This window comes from Gorillibacterium timonense (assembly GCF_001457415.1).
GTDB lineage: Bacteria > Bacillota > Bacilli > Paenibacillales > NBRC-103111 > Gorillibacterium > Gorillibacterium timonense.
This window is the reverse complement of sequence record NZ_LN881724.1, coordinates 2,389,193-2,404,543: the sequence shown is the minus strand read 5'-3', so window position 1 is coordinate 2,404,543 and position 15,351 is coordinate 2,389,193. Positions and strand designations below refer to the sequence as shown.

Sequence of the window (15,351 nt, the reverse complement as noted above, 5' to 3'; positions counted from 1 at the left end):
CGATGGGAGACAAGCCGACCGTTCTGGCGGTTCAAGGATTGAAGAAATCGATACGCGGCAAAGAAATCATTAAGGGGATTACCTTTGATGTGCAGGAGGGAGAGGTCTTTGGTTTCCTCGGGCCGAACGGAGCCGGGAAAACGACGACCATCCGCATGCTGGTGAATTTAATCCGACCGACGGAGGGAACGATAACCGTCTGTGGGCTGTCCGTTCAGAGAGAGCCGGAGAAGGCGCTGAGCCATATCGGCTGCATCGTGGAGAATCCGGAAATGTACGGGTACATGAGCGGCCTCGAAAACCTGGAGCACTTCGCCCGGATGTTCTCGGACGTAGGGGAGGACCGCATCCGCGAAGTGGTGAAGATCGTCGGACTCGACGCACGTATTCGCGATAAAGTGAAAACCTACTCGCTCGGTATGCGCCAGCGGCTTGGAATCGCGCAGGCTCTGCTTGGAAGGCCAAAGCTGCTCATTCTGGATGAGCCCACGAATGGTCTTGATCCGCAAGGAATCAAGGAGATGCGGGAATTCATTCGGGAGCTAGCCTCCACCGGGCTCAGCGTGTTCGTCTCCAGCCATCTCCTGAGCGAAATTCAACTGATGTGCGACCGGGTGGCGATTATCTCTCATGGAGAAGTGATCGCAGTGGGGGATGTCGACGAGCTCCTGCACGAAAACGGCAATCGCGTCGTCTGGCAGGCCGAGCCGCTGGAACGGGCGCTCCCGTTCTTTTCGGCTTATCTGGAGGATTCGAGTGGGCACTCAGTAGGACAAGCTTCGGGAGAAGATGGCAGCGCTAGAGAGATCGCGGTGCGAATGCCATTCGACCAAATCCCGGAGATGACCCGCAGGCTGGTGGCGGCGGGAGTGGACGTGTTCTCCATCACGGTGAAGACCCCGACTTTGGAAGAGCTGTTCTTGCAGCTGACGGAGGGTGAAACGATTGGTTAGTCTATATCCTCTCGTAAAGAACGAGACGATCAAAATGCTCCGGAAGCGCCGGTTTCAAGTGATCGTGCTCATCGTGGCGGCGCTCATTCCGATTTTTGTTTATGCGCAGGTGAAAGTAACCGAGAACAGCCGCAAGCAGCTGGGCGATGCGGATTGGCGCATACGCGCCGAAAAGCGGATCTCCGATATGAGCAACACCATGAACAGCAACATTCCCGAGGATTGGAAGGTGTACCGGAAGGTCGAGATTCAGCGGCTGCAGTATTCGCTGGAGCGGAATGTGGATCCCGAATCCCCGAATTCTGTCACGTTTACAAGCACCTTCATCCGCAACTCCATCGGCTTGTTCCTACCTTTACTTGTGGCGGTTATTGCATCGGATATCGTATCGTCGGAGCAATCGACCGGTACCATCAAGCTGCTGCTCACCCGTCCGGTGAGGCGATGGAAGATCCTGATGAGCAAGCTCTTGACGCTCGTGCTGTTCGTCTCGCTGATCGTCGTTACCACTGCGATCTTAACGTATTTGATCTCCGGGCTTGCCTTCGGCTATGGAGGCTGGCAAGCGCCCGTCTTGACGGGCTTTCAGGTGAGCGGCGATCAGCTCGATACTTCTCATGTGCAGATTGTGGAACAATGGCGCTTTTTGCTGATGGAGCTGGGGCTCGCTTGGTTTTCCTGTCTGGTGGTTGCCTGTCTCTCTCTGATGATCTCGGTGCTTGTGCGGAGCACGGCGGCGGGGATGGGGATCATGCTCGCAGTTCTCATCGCCGGGATGATTCTCACGAACATGGTGTCTTCCTGGGAGAGCGCCAAATATTTGTTTATGATCAATCTCGATACGATCTCGTTTCTCGCCGGATCGATACCGCCTGTTCCCGGATTGAGTCTTGATTTTTCCTTGACGGTTCTGGCGATTTGGGCACTAGCCAGCCTGGTTGTGTCCTTTGGAGTCTTTACGAGGCGCGATGTATTGGGGTAAAATAGAAGATATGCGCAAGAACGTTTGTTCTTATTTGATTTGATTAACGGTTTTGAATAACGATTTTGATTAGCGGAGGATTTCCATTGAACGAGCAGTTGGATAGGTTTAGAAGCGAACAAGCGCCGCTTGATAGCAGCTACGGAGCGGATGATATACAGGTGCTGGAAGGCCTTGTCGCGGTGCGTAAGCGCCCTGGGATGTACATCGGCAGCACGAGCTCCTCGGGGCTTCATCACCTCGTGTGGGAAATCGTCGATAATGCCGTGGACGAGCACCTCGCCGGACGCTGTTCGGAGATTCTGGTCACGCTGCACGCCGATCAGTCGATCACTGTCCTCGATAACGGGCACGGCATTCCTACCGGCATGCACAAAACCGGCATTCCCACCCCGCAGGTGGTGTTCACCAAGCTGCATGCAGGCGGCAAATTCGGCGGCGGGGGATACAAGAAGTCCGGCGGCCTGCACGGCGTTGGCGCTTCGGTGACGAACGCCTTATCCGAGTGGCTTGAGGTCGAGATCTACCAGGAGGGCAAAATTCATCGGATGAAGTTTTCCTACTGGGCTGATCCGGACGGGACCGAGCATGTCGGAGAGCCGGTGACCGGCCTGGAAGTTACGGGGAATACCCGCAAGACGGGCACGAAGGTCACATTCAAGCCGGACAAGCGCGTATTCCACGGCGGGATCGCCGTGAACTACGATACGCTGTCGGAACGCCTGCAAGAGATCGCGTTCCTCAACTCCGGCCTGAAGATGGCGATCAAGGATGAACGCAGCGGCAAAGAAGACATTTACCTGTACGAAGGAGGCGCCAGCCAATTCGTCCAGTTTCTCAACGAAGAGAAGACGGTCCTGAGCGACGTCATTCATTTCGTCGCCGAGAAGGAAGAGATCGAAGTCGAGATCGCTTTGCAGTACAACGACGGTTATACCGAAACGATTGCCTCCTTCGTCAACTCCATCCCGACCCGTGGCGGCGGAACGCATGAAACCGGCTTTAAAACCGCTTTTACGCGGGTGATGAATGATTATGCCCGTAAAGCGGGCATTTTGAAGGAGAAGGAGAAGAATCTGGAGGGCTCGGATCTGCGCGAAGGGCTGATGGCCGTCATCAACATCAAGATGTCGGAGGTTGAGTTCGTCGGGCAGACCAAGGACCAGCTCGGCAGCGCTTCGGCGCGAAGTGCGGTGGATGCGGTCGTCTCCGAGAAGATGACGGTATTCCTTGAAGAGAATCCGTCCGTCGGCCAAAGCCTGCTGAAGAAGGCGGTTCAATCCGCCAAAGCCCGCGAAGCGGCGCGGAAGGCTCGCGACGAGGTGCGCAGCGGCAGGAAGGGCAAGAGCGAAAGCTCCAACCTGAACGGCAAGCTGAGCCCGGCGCAGTCCAAGGATTACGCGATGAACGAGCTGTTCATCGTGGAAGGCGATTCCGCCGGCGGTTCGGCCAAGCAAGGGCGCGATTCCAAGCACCAGGCGATCCTGCCGCTGAAGGGCAAGCCGATGAATCCCGAGAAAGCGAAGCTCGGGGACATCCTCAAGAACGACGAGTACCGAGCGATCATCTCGGCAATCGGAGCGGGCATCGGTTCTGAATTTGAGCAAGCGGAGAGCAATTACGGCAAGATCATCATCATGACGGATGCCGATACGGACGGCGCGCATATTCAGGTGTTGCTGCTCACCTTCTTTTACCGGTACATGAAGCCTCTCATCGACGCCGGTAAAGTCTTCATCGCCCAACCACCCCTGTACAAGGTTACCAAGAAGGGCTCCCGGACGGCTGCTGCGCGCTATGTCTACTCGGATGAAGAGCTTCAGTCGGTCATCAAGGAGCTCGGCCGGAATGTCGAGCTGCAGCGCTACAAAGGGCTCGGCGAGATGAATCCGGAGCAGCTGTGGGCGACGACGATGGATCCGCAGGAACGCAAGCTGTTCCAGGTGCAGATCGAAGATGCGGCCAAGGCGGAGCGGCGCGTCACGACGCTGATGGGCGACAAGGTCGACCCTCGCAAGCGCTGGATCATCGAGAATGTCGATTTTACGGAGTATGAAGAATAAGGAGAACGTGTCTGATGGGGATTTCTGAGCAATTTTTGCCGGCTTTTCTGGAGGAAGTGGTCAGCGACCGCTTCGGCCGGTATTCCAAATACATTATTCAAGACCGGGCCATTCCCGATGTCCGCGACGGCCTCAAGCCGGTTCAGCGGCGCATTCTCTATTCCATGTACGAGGCGGGCAATACACCGGACAAGCCGTACCGCAAATCGGCGAAGACCGTCGGCGACGTGATGGCGAACTATCACCCGCACGGCGATTCCTCCATCTACGAGGGCATGGTGCGGATGGCGCAGCCCTGGAAAATGGGGCATGTGCTCGTCGACGGCCATGGCAACTGGGGATCGATGGACGATGACCCTGCGGCGGCGATGCGGTATACGGAAGCCCGGCTGTCGCCGATCGCCATGGAGCTGCTCCGGGATATCGAGAAGCGGACAGTCCTCTTCAAGGATAACTTCGACAATACGGTGAAGGAGCCGGTCGTGCTTCCTTCCCGTTATCCGAATCTGCTAGTAAACGGCGTTAGCGGGATCTCCTCCGGCTTCGCGACGGAAATTCCGCCGCATAACCTGATGGAGATCGTCGATGCCTGCATCCAGCTGATGGATAACCCAGATTTGACGCTCGATGAGATCATGAAGACGGTCATCGGACCGGACTTTCCCACCGGCGGCATCATCATGGGAGGCGACGGCATCCGCGAGGCATTCCAAACCGGCAAAGGGCGGATCTACATCCGTTCGCGGACGGCGATCGAAGACCTGCGCGGCGGCAAGCAGCAGATCGTCGTTACAGAGATTCCTTACGGCGTGGTCAAGAGCCGGATGGTCACCGCCATGGAGAACATCCGCTTGGAGAAAAAGGTGGAGGGCATCGCCGAAGTGCGCGATGAAAGCGGGCGCGATGGCCTGCGCATCGTCGTCGAGCTGAAGAAGGACGCAGATGCGGCCGGCATTCTCGCTTATTTGCTGAAGAAGACCGATCTGCAGGTCGCTTACAGCTACAACATGGTCTCCATTGTGGACCGCGCTCCGCAGCAGCTTGGGCTGCGCCCCATGCTGACCGCCTATATCGAGCATCAGAAAGAGGTTGTCACGCGCCGGACTGAGTTCGAGCTGGAGAAGGCACGCGATCGCGCCCATGTGCTCGAAGGGCTCGTCAAAGCGCTCAACATTCTCGACGAGGTCATCGCCGAGATCAAGGCGTCGAAGAACCGTCAAGACGCGCAGAAGAATCTGTGCGATCGCTTCGGATTCACGGAGCGGCAAGCGGATGCGATCCTGACGCTGCAGTTATACCGGCTGACGAATCTCGAAATCACGACGCTGGAAAAGGAACTGAAGGAAACCCGGCGAACGATCGATTATCTCGAAGGGATTCTGTCGAGCAATGCTCGTCTTCTTAAAGTGATCAAGGACGAGATGTCCGAAATCCGCGACAAGTACGGTGTGGAACGCCGTTCAGAGATTCAAGGTGAAATCGAGGAGCTGAAGGTCAATCTGGAGGTGCTGGTACCGGCGGAAGAGGTGCTGGTAGCCATCAGCCATCAAGGCTACATCAAGCGGACGAGCCGCCTCTCGTTCACCCGCTCAGGTGGTGAGCTGGCGGCATCGGGCACCAAGGAAGGGGATTACCTCCGGTTCCTGTACGAGATCAACACCATCGAGAATCTGTTGGTCTTTACCCAGCGGGGGCAGTACTTCCTGCTGCCGGTTCATCAGATTCCCGAGTACAAGTGGAAGGAGAACGGGACGGCCATCGTCAACGTCATTCCGCTCGCGAAGGAAGACCGAATTGTCACCGCCCTACCGGTGAAGGATTTCGAACAGCCGGAACGGTCCCTTCTGTTTGTAACCCGCAAGGGACAGGTGAAGCGGACCGAGCTGAAGGAGTACCATACAAACCGGTCCGGCGCGATCGTCGCCTGCAAAGTGGGGGATGGCGACGAGGTGATCCGGGTTCTGGAGACGCCGGGCGGAGCCGATCTGCTTCTGATCACCAAACTGGGGTTCAGCATCCGCTTCAAGGAAGACGAAGTGAGCCAGATGGGACGGGCTGCAGGCGGAGTCAAAGGAATAACCCTCAAGGACGGCGACGAGCTGGTCGCGGCGGAACGGGTATCCAGCGATGAAGGAGAGCTCTTGGTTGTGTCGGATCATGGCTATGTGAAGCGATCGCTGCTCTGCGATTATCCTGCGCAAGGGCGGGGAGGAAAGGGCATCGCCACCTTCGAATTTAAAGAAGGCAAGCGCGTTAAGCCGAACGGGACTGTATTGTCCGGAGCTTATGTCGTCCGAGAGCCCTTCGACGTAACGACGGTTACCGCCGGGGGAGCTCGGTATGACTTCCATACCGAGAAAGCGCCGATTGAGGAACGGAGATCGACGGGACGGCAGCTCCTGCCGCTGACCAAAGGCGAGACGGTGCGGGAGGTATTCCCGGCCTTATCGCTGCAACTGCCTCAATCATAAGTTTCCGACGGCGGATCAATCCGCTCCAATAGCTTTAAGGCGATATCCAGAACGACCCAGGCCGGCAATGGTTCCTCAAGAGAATCTTTCCAGCTTGGGTCGTTTTCTACAAGCCCCTCTTTTATCGCCAGACGAAGCAGCTCCGAACCGACATGTTGTCCCATCGTTTTGCCTCCTTCGGGATGTGCACGCTAACGGTGCTAGTATATGCGAATTGTCGCCTATGGTGACGAATGGGGGATGGCGAAACTTATCGATTAATGAATTAAAATATTAATCTGATTAACCTTTTATGTGCGGGAAACGGGTGCTATAATACGGGTAACCCGCAAGAATCCGGCAAAACAGGCTGAATAGAGGAGAGGTTTGATTTGTATTCTGCCGATTTTATCCGCCTGTGGCACAAGCTGTCCAAGGATATGAAACAGCATTTGGAAGACGAATTGGCGCCGCTGACCGAGGGACAGCTTCAGGTGCTGGAGCTTCTGCTTGGCGCCGAGAACCGAATGAAGCCGTCCGATCTCGTCGAGATTCTGGAGACGACTCCGGCTGCCGTCACGACGCTGCTCGACCGGATGGAGAAGGGCAGCCTCATCCAGCGGGAACGAGATGAGAAGGACCGTCGGCTGGTCTGGATCACGGTTACCGACAAGGGAAAATCCGAATGTGACCGCGGCATCGATGTGCGCAAGCGGTATGTCGAAGCTCACCTGGGAAATATCTCCAGCCACAATCAACAGCTGCTCGTCTATCTGCTTGGGAAAGTGGCAAATTAGCAAGGTTACTTACGACAGAAGAGTAAGGCCAAGGGAAGAGGAAAGCCCAAGGGAAGAAGAATGCCCAGGGAAGAATACCCAAGGAAGAGATAGGACGTTGAAGAGGGCTGGCCTAGACCTTTCGATCTTCAAGATTCCAACTATAGGGAAAGAGAACGCCTCAAATCCAAAAGGAGTCAATTGGATTTGAGGCGTTTTCAGCTATAAGCATAAGAAGGTTTTTGGAAAAATTCTCTTGATATGTGCAGGTCGAATGCGTTAGACTCATAATAGGTCTAACGCATTCGACTTTACAGGAGGATTTCAAATGGAACAATTGAAAATATTTGACGCCGAATACCGCTTCATGTGCTTGGTCTGGGAAAAAGAGCCGGTCAACTCGACGGAGCTTGTTAAGCTGTGTCAGGGCGAATTTGGGTGGAAGAAATCCACGACCTATTCGGTGATCAAGCGACTGTCAGAGCGAGGCGTGTTAAAAAACGAAAACGCGTTTGTAACAGCCCTCGTCAAACGCAAACAGGTACAGAAATTTGAGAGCGAGCAAGTGCTGGAAAAGACCTTTGACAACTCTCTGCCCAGCTTCGTCGCCGCCTTTTTGCAGGATAAGAAAATCACCCAGGACGAGGCTGAACAAATCAAGAAAATGATTGAGGAGGCGACGAAATGAGGGGCTTTTTTATCGAACTCTTGAACATGAGCCTGAGCGCCAGCTTCGTCGCGCTGATCGTCATGCTGATTCGATTGCCCCTGAGAAAAGCTCCGAAGATCTACTCCTATGTTCTGTGGGCTGTTGTCCTCTTCCGGCTCGTTTGCCCGTTTACATTCCAGTTGCCTGTGAGTGCCGTTCCCGTGCAGCCGCAGGCCATCCCGCATAACATCGTTTATTCGGAGAGTCCATCTATCCAAAGCGGATTGCCCGTTGTTGATCAGGCCGTAAATACTGCGATTGAAAGGTCTTTGCCCCCTGCGAGTCCCTCAAAGAGCGTCAATCCAATTCAAATCGCGCTGGAGATCGGGAGTTATCTTTGGCTGGCGGGTTTTCTCGCGCTTCTGATCTATGGAATGACCAGCTATCTGCATATAAAAAAGCGGGTTATGACCGCAATCCGCGTTCATGACAATATCTATGAAACCGATCTTATCCAAACGCCGTTCGTGCTGGGATTGATCCGACCCAAGATCTATATCCCCACAGGGCTTGGGGAACAAGAGCTGGAATACGTGATCGAGCATGAGCGGACGCATATCAAGCGCTTTGACTATCTGATTAAGCCGATTGCTTTCCTGGTCGCCTGCTTCCATTGGTTCAATCCCCTTGTCTGGATTTCATATGCCCTTATGGCAAGGGATATGGAGTTATCGGCAGACGAGAGTGTCATGAAGCGGTATGACGAGGATATCCGAGGCCGTTATTCCCATTCTCTTCTTGCGCTGTCGGTTAAAAAAAGCGGGCTGCTCAGCCCCCTCGCTTTTGGCGAAACGGGAGTTAAGAAGAGGGTGAAGAATGTTTTGCAATACAAAAAGCCCGCGTTTTGGGTAAGTGTAGTATCGGTTGTGCTCGTTGCTGCGGTCAGTCTTTCTCTTGTCGTTAGCAAGCAGAGGGAAGAGACGCCCGGCAGCATGCCCAATCAAGGCGCCACGCAAACCCCGTCCACAGACCAAACTCCAGCCAATCAAACCCCATCAGCCGAGCAAAGCGCAAACTCAGACAGTCCTACAAGTACACCGGAAGCGTCTAATCAAACGATGTATTCGAGTGTGAGTATTGAATTTCTTTCCGAGATGATCGGATTTAAAGCGACAACCGGATTTAGTACAACGGATCCCAGAACAATCGCATACATAGACACAATACTGAAAACCAGCCAAACGCCAACGGAAGAAAAAGACCTGAACAACTATTATACCAATCAGTATGCGGTAAAATTAGCTAATGATCATGGAGGCTATAGCTGTAAGCTTTACTACGATACGCTGTATGATAAAGCTTATCTTGTAAAAGACGGCGGTCTTTACGAAACAGATACCGATTTTGCGCGTTATATTGATTCATTTTTGGAGAACTCACACATAACCTTACCAATCGATAACCCGGACGCCGTCGCGCTGTTCAAGTCCTATGGATGGACGCTCGATTACCGGATAAACGCGATCACCAGCAAGCTGAGCGATATCAACGTCCTCTCCTCCTTTCAGCCAAATGCGTATTATTTCGCCTATAACAATGAGCTTTCGAAGGATATTGGCCTGGACATGAGCGAATACTCGAATACCTCAGACGTTAGGGTAGAGATTTACCGAATCCATGAGAGAATGCCGCAGGAATTTAATCCGATCAAGGACAGCAGAGGCATTGTACTGAGAAAAGGCGGTAAAATCATAGGCGCGTATATCAGCGCCGGACGGCATAGCGCGTTTAATGCGATCAGCTTGAAGGGAAATCGCTTCGAAAAGGTAACGGGCCGAACGGTAAATGAGTGGATGGCAGACAGGGTGAAAGCGGACGGAATGGAAGAGAGGCTGGCCAAGCTAAAACCGGAACAGGTGATCGAGGAATATTTCACGGCGCTGGAAAATAAAGATGCTGAGATGGCTGGAGCTTGTATCTCGAAGAAAACCCTGTTGGAGAATTTGACAGCAAATATGCAAAATGAGAATTTATATAACGAGCGGGTCGCATTGCCTTTAACGGATTCCGATCCTCAATCGAAATCAAGTTTTGATAACTTAAAGCTAGCAAAGCTGTCCAAGGTTGAACCGATTGACGAACGCGATAACAACGGGATAACCTACAGGGTAACCGTGAACCTTCAGTATAAGAATTTGTTGTCCGTCTTCAGCGGAGAGCAGTCATGGGATTGCAGCATGGTCTATGAATCTCCTCAAACCGGGTGGAAGATCGTTGGCTTTGGCCACTAGAGAGGATTGAATGAATGGACTTGCGGCAGCCGATACGGTATGATTTGGGATACCAGAGTCGTTCTGCCGCAAGCAAAAGTTGACGGGATGAAGAAAACTTACTTAAGCGGTGTGGGCATCCGGTCCGTCCACAGAGTCCACGGATAGTCGGCTGGTGGTGACGATTCAAAAGATAACCGCTCTGCACGGGTCGGATGATCAAAGGAGACCAAGACGGACCAGAGGGCGATCTGTTGGCCCGTTTTATTTCTTCCCGCACCATAACGCTGATCGCCGTAGAGCGGGCAGCCGATGGTAGCGAACTGGACGCGGATTTGATGCGAACGGCCGGTCAGGAGCATGACCTTTACCAGCGTGAGGCCGTCCGCTTGACCGATCACCTCGTAATCGAGAATCGCTTCTTTGGCTCCGGCTGTTCCCGCCGGAACAGCCGTGACCGTATTGGTCCGGCTGTCCTTGAGGAGATGGTGGACAAGCCTTCCGGCGGAGTGCTTCGGGCTGCCGTGGACGACGGCCAGATAGCTTTTGCCAAAGGTTCGGGTCCTGACCGCATCCGCCAGCCGAGAGGCCGCCTTGCTCGTCTTCGCGAAGACCATCGCGCCTCCAACGGGTCGGTCGAGCCGATGCACCAGGCCGAGAAAGACGTTGCCCGGCTTGTTGTGCCGGACTTTCAGATCGTCCTTCAAGGCGGTGAGGAGATCGCGGTCTCCGGATTCGTCCTCCTGAGTCGGCATATTGACCGGCTTGACCACGACGAGGACATGGTTGTCCTCATAGAGGACCGGAATGGCCGATTTCGGTTGGGTTGGCGCCATCGGCTTCAAGCCTCCCAGCGGCCCAAAATCCCGCATGGTAGCCTCAGGCCGCTCGCTGTAATCGGCAGGCCGATTTCATCGCTCATCAGCGATCCGCCGAAGCGGTCCTTGAGCGAAAGGGAGAGGATGTTCGTGAGGACGGTCGCCGAGATTCCGGTGGTGTACGAATTGATCAGGAAGAAGAGCGGATTGTCGCTCAGAATCCGCGATGCGCTCTCCACGAATCGGTAGAGGTCGGTTTCCAGCTTCCACATTTCGCCGTTCGGTCCGCGTCCATAAGAAGGCGGGTCCATGATGATCGCATCGTATTTGCTGCCTCTGCGCTCCTCGCGGGCGACGAATTTGAACACATCATCCGTGATGTAACGGATCGGCCGCTCCGCAAGCCCGGACAGAGCCGCGTTCTCCTTGGCCCACTGAACCATTCCTTTCGCAGCGTCGACATGAACCACCTCCGCTCCGGCGGCCGAGCAAGCGACGGTGGCGCCGCCCGTATACGCAAACAGATTGAGCACACGGATGGGACGGTTAGCGCTACGGATCTTGTCCATCATCCAGTCCCAGTTGGCCGCTTGTTCGGGAAACAGTCCCGTATGCTTGAAGCTCGTCGGCTTGATATGAAAGCGGAGCTCCTTGTAAGAGATCGTCCAGCGTTCGGGAAGCTTGACCTTTTCTTCCCATTGACCTCCGCCGCTAGAGCTGCGGTGATAGTGGGCGCTCACCTTGGTCCAAATTTCGGTTTCCTTCGTAAGAGGCCAGATGATCTGCGGATCGGGCCGGCGCAAAACAAACCCTCCCCAGCGCTCCAGCTTCTCGCCGCCGCCTGTGTCCATCAATTCATAGTCTTTCCAATTTTCCGCTACCTGCATGGTTCCCTTCCTTTCCGATATCTTCCCTATTCTACAACACCAAGTGCGAGAATATCCACCGCCCGTTTCTGTTTTGAATTGAACCGCAAAGTTTACTATCATTAGAGATACAAGACCGAAGGAGAGTTCGCCTTTGACATCTACCCTTATCTCTGAGCATGATCAATATCTGTTCCACCAGGGGAGCCTTTACCAAAGCTATCGGCAATTGGGCGCTCATCTCTGTCGCGAGAACGGCGTAGAAGGAGTTCGCTTCACCGTATGGGCGCCTCATGCCGTCACGGTGAGGGCAGCCGGAGATTTCAACGGTTGGGAAGCTTCCGGACACGAATTGGAACGGATTAGCGGCAATGGTCTTTGGTCCGGCTTTTTTCCGGGAATTGGGCCGGGTTCCTTGTATAAATATGAGATGGTCTCCAGGCACGGTCAAACCTTTCTGAAGGCCGATCCTTACGCCTTCCGCTCCGAGCTGAGACCGAATACGGCATCCGTCGTCATGAGCGGAACCTCCTTCAAGTGGACCGACCGGAAGTGGCTGCAAGCTAAGAAACGAAAGCCGATCTACGGAAAGCCAATGAACATCTATGAGGTGCATCTGGGCTCCTGGAAGTTCTATGGGCCGGAAAATTTTTATACATATGAAGAGTTAGCCGAGCACTTGGTTAATTATGTGGTGGAGATGGGTTACACGCATATCGAATTGCTTCCGCTTGCCGAGCACCCCTTCGACGGCTCCTGGGGGTATCAAACGACGGGGTATTATGCGGTGACAAGCCGGTATGGCACTCCCGAGCAGTTCAAAGCCTTCGTCAACCGCTGTCACGAGTCGGGAATCGGTGTCATCCTCGATTGGGTTCCGGGTCATTTTTGCAAGGATGCTCACGGGCTCCGGCTGTTTGACGGGGACCCCTGCTACGAATATGCAGATCCCAAACGGGCCGAAAAACCGCTCTGGGGTACGTTATCCTTTGATTTTGGCCGGCCCGAGGTGCTGTCCTTTCTCATCTCCAATGCGCTCTTCTGGTTCGATGAGTACCATGTTGACGGCATTCGCGTCGATGCAGTGGCAAGCATGATGAGCTACAACTTCGACAAACCGCGCTCCATGTGGACCTATAATCCCGATGGAGGCTCTGAGAATCGGGAAGCCGTCGCTTTCTTGAAAAAGCTCAATGAAGCCGTCTTCGCCTACTATCCGGAAGCACTCATGATCGCCGAGGATTCTTCGGATCGTCCGGGCGTAACCGCACCTACCACAAGCGGCGGACTAGGCTTTAATTACAAGTGGAACATGGGCTGGATGAATGATATTCTTCGGTATATACAGAAGGAACCGGGCGAGCGGAAGCATCATCACAACCTGATCACCTTCTCGATCATGTATGCGTTCAACGAGAACTTCATCCTGCCGTTCTCGCATGACGAGGTGGTTCATGGCAAGCGCTCGCTGCTGAACAAGATGCCCGGAGATTACTGGCAGAAATTCGCCAACTATCGCACCCTTCTCGCTTACCTGATGACTCACCCCGGCAAGAAGCTTCTGTTTATGGGCGGGGAATTCGCCCAGTTCATCGAATGGAAGGACCGGGACCAGCTCGATTGGCTCCTGTTCGATTACGACATGCACCGCCGTTTCCATGCTTTCGCGAAGCGATTGAACGCGTTGTACCGCGAGGAGAACGCGCTCTGGGAGGACGATCACCGGTACGAGGGCTTCGAATGGATTGATCCGGACAATGCGGAGCAGAGCATCATTTCCTTTATCCGCCGCGGCAAGAAACGCAAGGAGGAGCTGGTCGTCGTCATCAACTTTACCCCGGCTACGTATCATCAGTACCGGATCGGCCTGCCGGCTAAGGGAGAATACCGCGAGCTGCTCAATACGGATGACCGCGAATTTGGCGGCTCCGGTCAACTCAATGCATGGCCCATCTTGGCTGAGGCTACTCCGTTTCATGGCAAAAAGCATAGCGCCGAGATCACCGTACCGCCGCTCGGCACCGTGATTCTGAAGAGACTACCTACAGCGGTGCGAGAGAAAAGTCCAGAGAATGAAGCCGAGAAGGGTGTCAAAGAGGAAGCTGTGAACGAAGCCGAACATGAAGGAAGAGACGAAGTAGGGGAGGCCCGAGATGGAGTCCGGAATGGAGAGAGTGACGGGTACAGGGATATAGCGGAGCGCGAAGCAAGAATAGACAGCGAAGAATCGAACGCTACCCCCCCTCCACGCGGCGCCTCCCTAGCCAGAAAACGGCCTTCCGGCGGTTTGCTCGGAAACCGACGCCCGACCCGAAAATCGCCCGGCCTGCCCGACCCCAAACTGTAGCGAAGGGATGAATCCGTCATGCGCAGAAAAGAATGCGTGGCTATGCTGTTGGCCGGAGGTCAAGGAACCCGGCTCGGAGCGTTGACCAGCAACTTGGCAAAACCAGCCGTCCACTTCGGCGGGAAGTATCGTATCATCGATTTTCCGCTTAGCAATTGCGCAAATTCCGGCATCGATACCGTCGGGGTGCTCACCCAATATCAGCATCTCGTGCTTCATGCCTATCTGGGCATCGGAACTCCCTGGGATCTGGACCGCCAGGAGGGCGGAGTGATGGTGCTGCCTCCCTTCGTCGGGCAGGAGGGCGGGTCGTGGTACTCCGGAACGGCCAATGCCATCTATCAGAACCTCTCATTCATCGATCAATATGACCCCGACTATGTCCTCGTTCTCTCCGGCGACCACATCTACAAGATGGATTACGACAAAATGCTCTCCTATCACAAGAAAAAGCAGGCGGATGTCACCATCGCCGTCATCCCGGTTCCGTGGGAGGAAGCAAGCCGCTTCGGCATCATGAATACGGATGATGAGTATCGGATCGAGGAATTCGCCGAGAAACCGAAGGAACCGAGGAGCAATCTCGCTTCGATGGGGATCTATATTTTCAATAAGAAGGTATTGAAGGACTATTTACAGGCGGATGCACGGAAGGCAGGTTCCTCTCATGACTTCGGGAAGGATGTCATTCCGGCGATGCTGGGCGATGGGTTGAATTTGCAAGCCTATCCGTTTAAAGGCTATTGGAAGGACGTCGGCACGATCAAGAGCTTGTGGGAGGCCAGCATGGACCTTCTCGAGACCGAGCCGGACATGAACCTGAACGACCGCGATTGGCGGATCTATTCCGTCAACCCGGTTCAGCCTCCTCAGTTCATCTCGCCGGAGGCCAAGGTGAAAAGCTCGATTGTCAATGAAGGTTGCGTCCTGCTTGGCGAGGTGGAGCATTCCGTCATCTCGTACGGAGTCCGCATCGGTCGGAACAGCACGATCAAGGACTCGGTGCTGATGCCTGGCGCCAAAGTAGGAGATAACGTCACCATTTACCGCGCGATCGTCGGAGAGGGCTGCGTGATCGAAGACGGGCAGAAGGTCGGCAGTCCCGATTCGGATGACATCGCGCTCGTCGGCAGCTATGAAACGCTGATGTAACGACGGCGGATGCTTTCGCGTGAAA

12 protein-coding genes are annotated in these 15,351 nt (G+C 54.5%); 9 read left to right on the top strand and 3 right to left on the bottom strand.

What is annotated here, in order from left to right:
- Positions 1–2: 2 nt before the first annotated feature.
- The 4 genes from BN2684_RS23620 (at position 3) to gyrA (ending at position 6,469) form a co-directional block, all read left to right on the top strand.
- Positions 3–953: an ABC transporter ATP-binding protein gene (locus BN2684_RS23620; protein ID WP_058304517.1), complete on the top strand. Its 951-nt coding sequence runs from the start codon at positions 3–5 to the stop codon at positions 951–953.
- Positions 946–1,935 carry an ABC transporter permease gene (locus BN2684_RS23615; protein ID WP_058304516.1) on the top strand — a complete coding sequence of 330 codons (990 nt, stop codon included), beginning with the start codon at positions 946–948 and terminating at the stop codon, positions 1,933–1,935. Before BN2684_RS23620 ends, BN2684_RS23615 begins: the two co-directional genes overlap by 8 nt.
- An 86-nt stretch (positions 1,936–2,021) precedes the next feature.
- Complete coding sequence (gene parE / locus BN2684_RS23610) at positions 2,022–3,998, top strand: DNA topoisomerase IV subunit B (protein WP_058304515.1); 1,977 nt, start codon at positions 2,022–2,024, stop codon at positions 3,996–3,998.
- 14 nt (positions 3,999–4,012) lie between these two features.
- Positions 4,013–6,469 carry a DNA gyrase subunit A gene (gene gyrA, locus BN2684_RS23605; protein WP_058304514.1) on the top strand — a complete coding sequence of 819 codons (2,457 nt, stop codon included), beginning with the start codon at positions 4,013–4,015 and terminating at the stop codon, positions 6,467–6,469.
- On the opposite strand, the gene BN2684_RS24805 is transcribed toward gyrA, so the two are convergent.
- The gene (locus BN2684_RS24805) at positions 6,460–6,633 is read right to left on the bottom strand and encodes a hypothetical protein (protein ID WP_187385798.1); all 174 of its coding nucleotides are present in this window, start codon (positions 6,631–6,633) and stop codon (positions 6,460–6,462) included. The two genes, gyrA and BN2684_RS24805, sit on opposite strands and share 10 nt — an antisense overlap.
- 207 nt (positions 6,634–6,840) lie before the next feature.
- Between BN2684_RS24805 and BN2684_RS23600 the strand changes: the two genes are divergently transcribed.
- From BN2684_RS23600 to BN2684_RS23590, 3 genes are all read left to right on the top strand, one after another.
- Positions 6,841–7,245: a MarR family winged helix-turn-helix transcriptional regulator gene (locus BN2684_RS23600; RefSeq protein WP_058304513.1), complete on the top strand. Its 405-nt coding sequence runs from the start codon at positions 6,841–6,843 to the stop codon at positions 7,243–7,245.
- A 307-nt stretch (positions 7,246–7,552) separates the two neighbouring features.
- Positions 7,553–7,912, top strand: a complete 360-nt coding sequence (locus BN2684_RS23595; RefSeq protein WP_058304512.1) for a BlaI/MecI/CopY family transcriptional regulator — start codon at positions 7,553–7,555, stop codon at positions 7,910–7,912.
- Complete coding sequence (locus BN2684_RS23590; RefSeq protein ID WP_058304511.1) at positions 7,909–10,164, top strand: M56 family metallopeptidase; 2,256 nt, start codon at positions 7,909–7,911, stop codon at positions 10,162–10,164. Before BN2684_RS23595 ends, BN2684_RS23590 begins: the two co-directional genes overlap by 4 nt.
- A gap of 98 nt (positions 10,165–10,262) precedes the next feature.
- On the opposite strand, the gene BN2684_RS23585 is transcribed toward BN2684_RS23590, so the two are convergent.
- Together BN2684_RS23585 and BN2684_RS23580 are read right to left on the bottom strand one after the other, a co-directional pair.
- Positions 10,263–10,979, bottom strand: a complete 717-nt coding sequence (locus BN2684_RS23585; protein ID WP_058304510.1) for an RluA family pseudouridine synthase — start codon at positions 10,977–10,979, stop codon at positions 10,263–10,265.
- 5 nt (positions 10,980–10,984) lie between these two features.
- A complete protein-coding gene (locus tag BN2684_RS23580) occupies positions 10,985–11,848 on the bottom strand; it encodes a class I SAM-dependent methyltransferase (RefSeq protein ID WP_058304509.1) in 864 nt (287 codons plus the stop codon).
- 133 nt (positions 11,849–11,981) lie between these two features.
- Between BN2684_RS23580 and glgB the strand changes: the two genes are divergently transcribed.
- Both glgB and BN2684_RS23570 read left to right on the top strand, forming a co-directional pair.
- A complete protein-coding gene (glgB, locus tag BN2684_RS23575; RefSeq protein ID WP_082652158.1) occupies positions 11,982–14,174 on the top strand; it encodes a 1,4-alpha-glucan branching protein GlgB in 2,193 nt (730 codons plus the stop codon).
- Positions 14,175–14,192: 18 nt separating this feature from the next.
- On the top strand, positions 14,193–15,326 hold the full coding sequence (locus BN2684_RS23570) for a glucose-1-phosphate adenylyltransferase (RefSeq protein ID WP_058304508.1): 1,134 nt from the start codon (positions 14,193–14,195) through the stop codon (positions 15,324–15,326).
- Positions 15,327–15,351 lie beyond the last annotated feature (25 nt).

Excerpts from the sequence above, each read along its gene's own strand:
- gyrA (WP_058304514.1), top strand. The coding sequence starts at position 4,013 with ATGGGGATTTCTGAGCAATTTTTGCCGGCTTTTCTGGAGGAAGTGGTC.
- BN2684_RS23620 (WP_058304517.1), top strand. The coding sequence starts at position 3 with ATGGGAGACAAGCCGACCGTTCTGGCGGTTCAAGGATTGAAGAAATCG.
- BN2684_RS24805 (WP_187385798.1), bottom strand. The coding sequence starts at position 6,633 with ATGGGACAACATGTCGGTTCGGAGCTGCTTCGTCTGGCGATAAAAGAG.
- BN2684_RS23590 (WP_058304511.1), top strand. The coding sequence starts at position 7,909 with ATGAGGGGCTTTTTTATCGAACTCTTGAACATGAGCCTGAGCGCCAGC.
- BN2684_RS23585 (WP_058304510.1), bottom strand. The coding sequence starts at position 10,979 with ATGGCGCCAACCCAACCGAAATCGGCCATTCCGGTCCTCTATGAGGAC.
- BN2684_RS23570 (WP_058304508.1), top strand. The coding sequence starts at position 14,193 with ATGCGCAGAAAAGAATGCGTGGCTATGCTGTTGGCCGGAGGTCAAGGA.
- BN2684_RS23580 (WP_058304509.1), bottom strand. The coding sequence starts at position 11,848 with ATGCAGGTAGCGGAAAATTGGAAAGACTATGAATTGATGGACACAGGC.
- BN2684_RS23595 (WP_058304512.1), top strand. The coding sequence starts at position 7,553 with ATGGAACAATTGAAAATATTTGACGCCGAATACCGCTTCATGTGCTTG.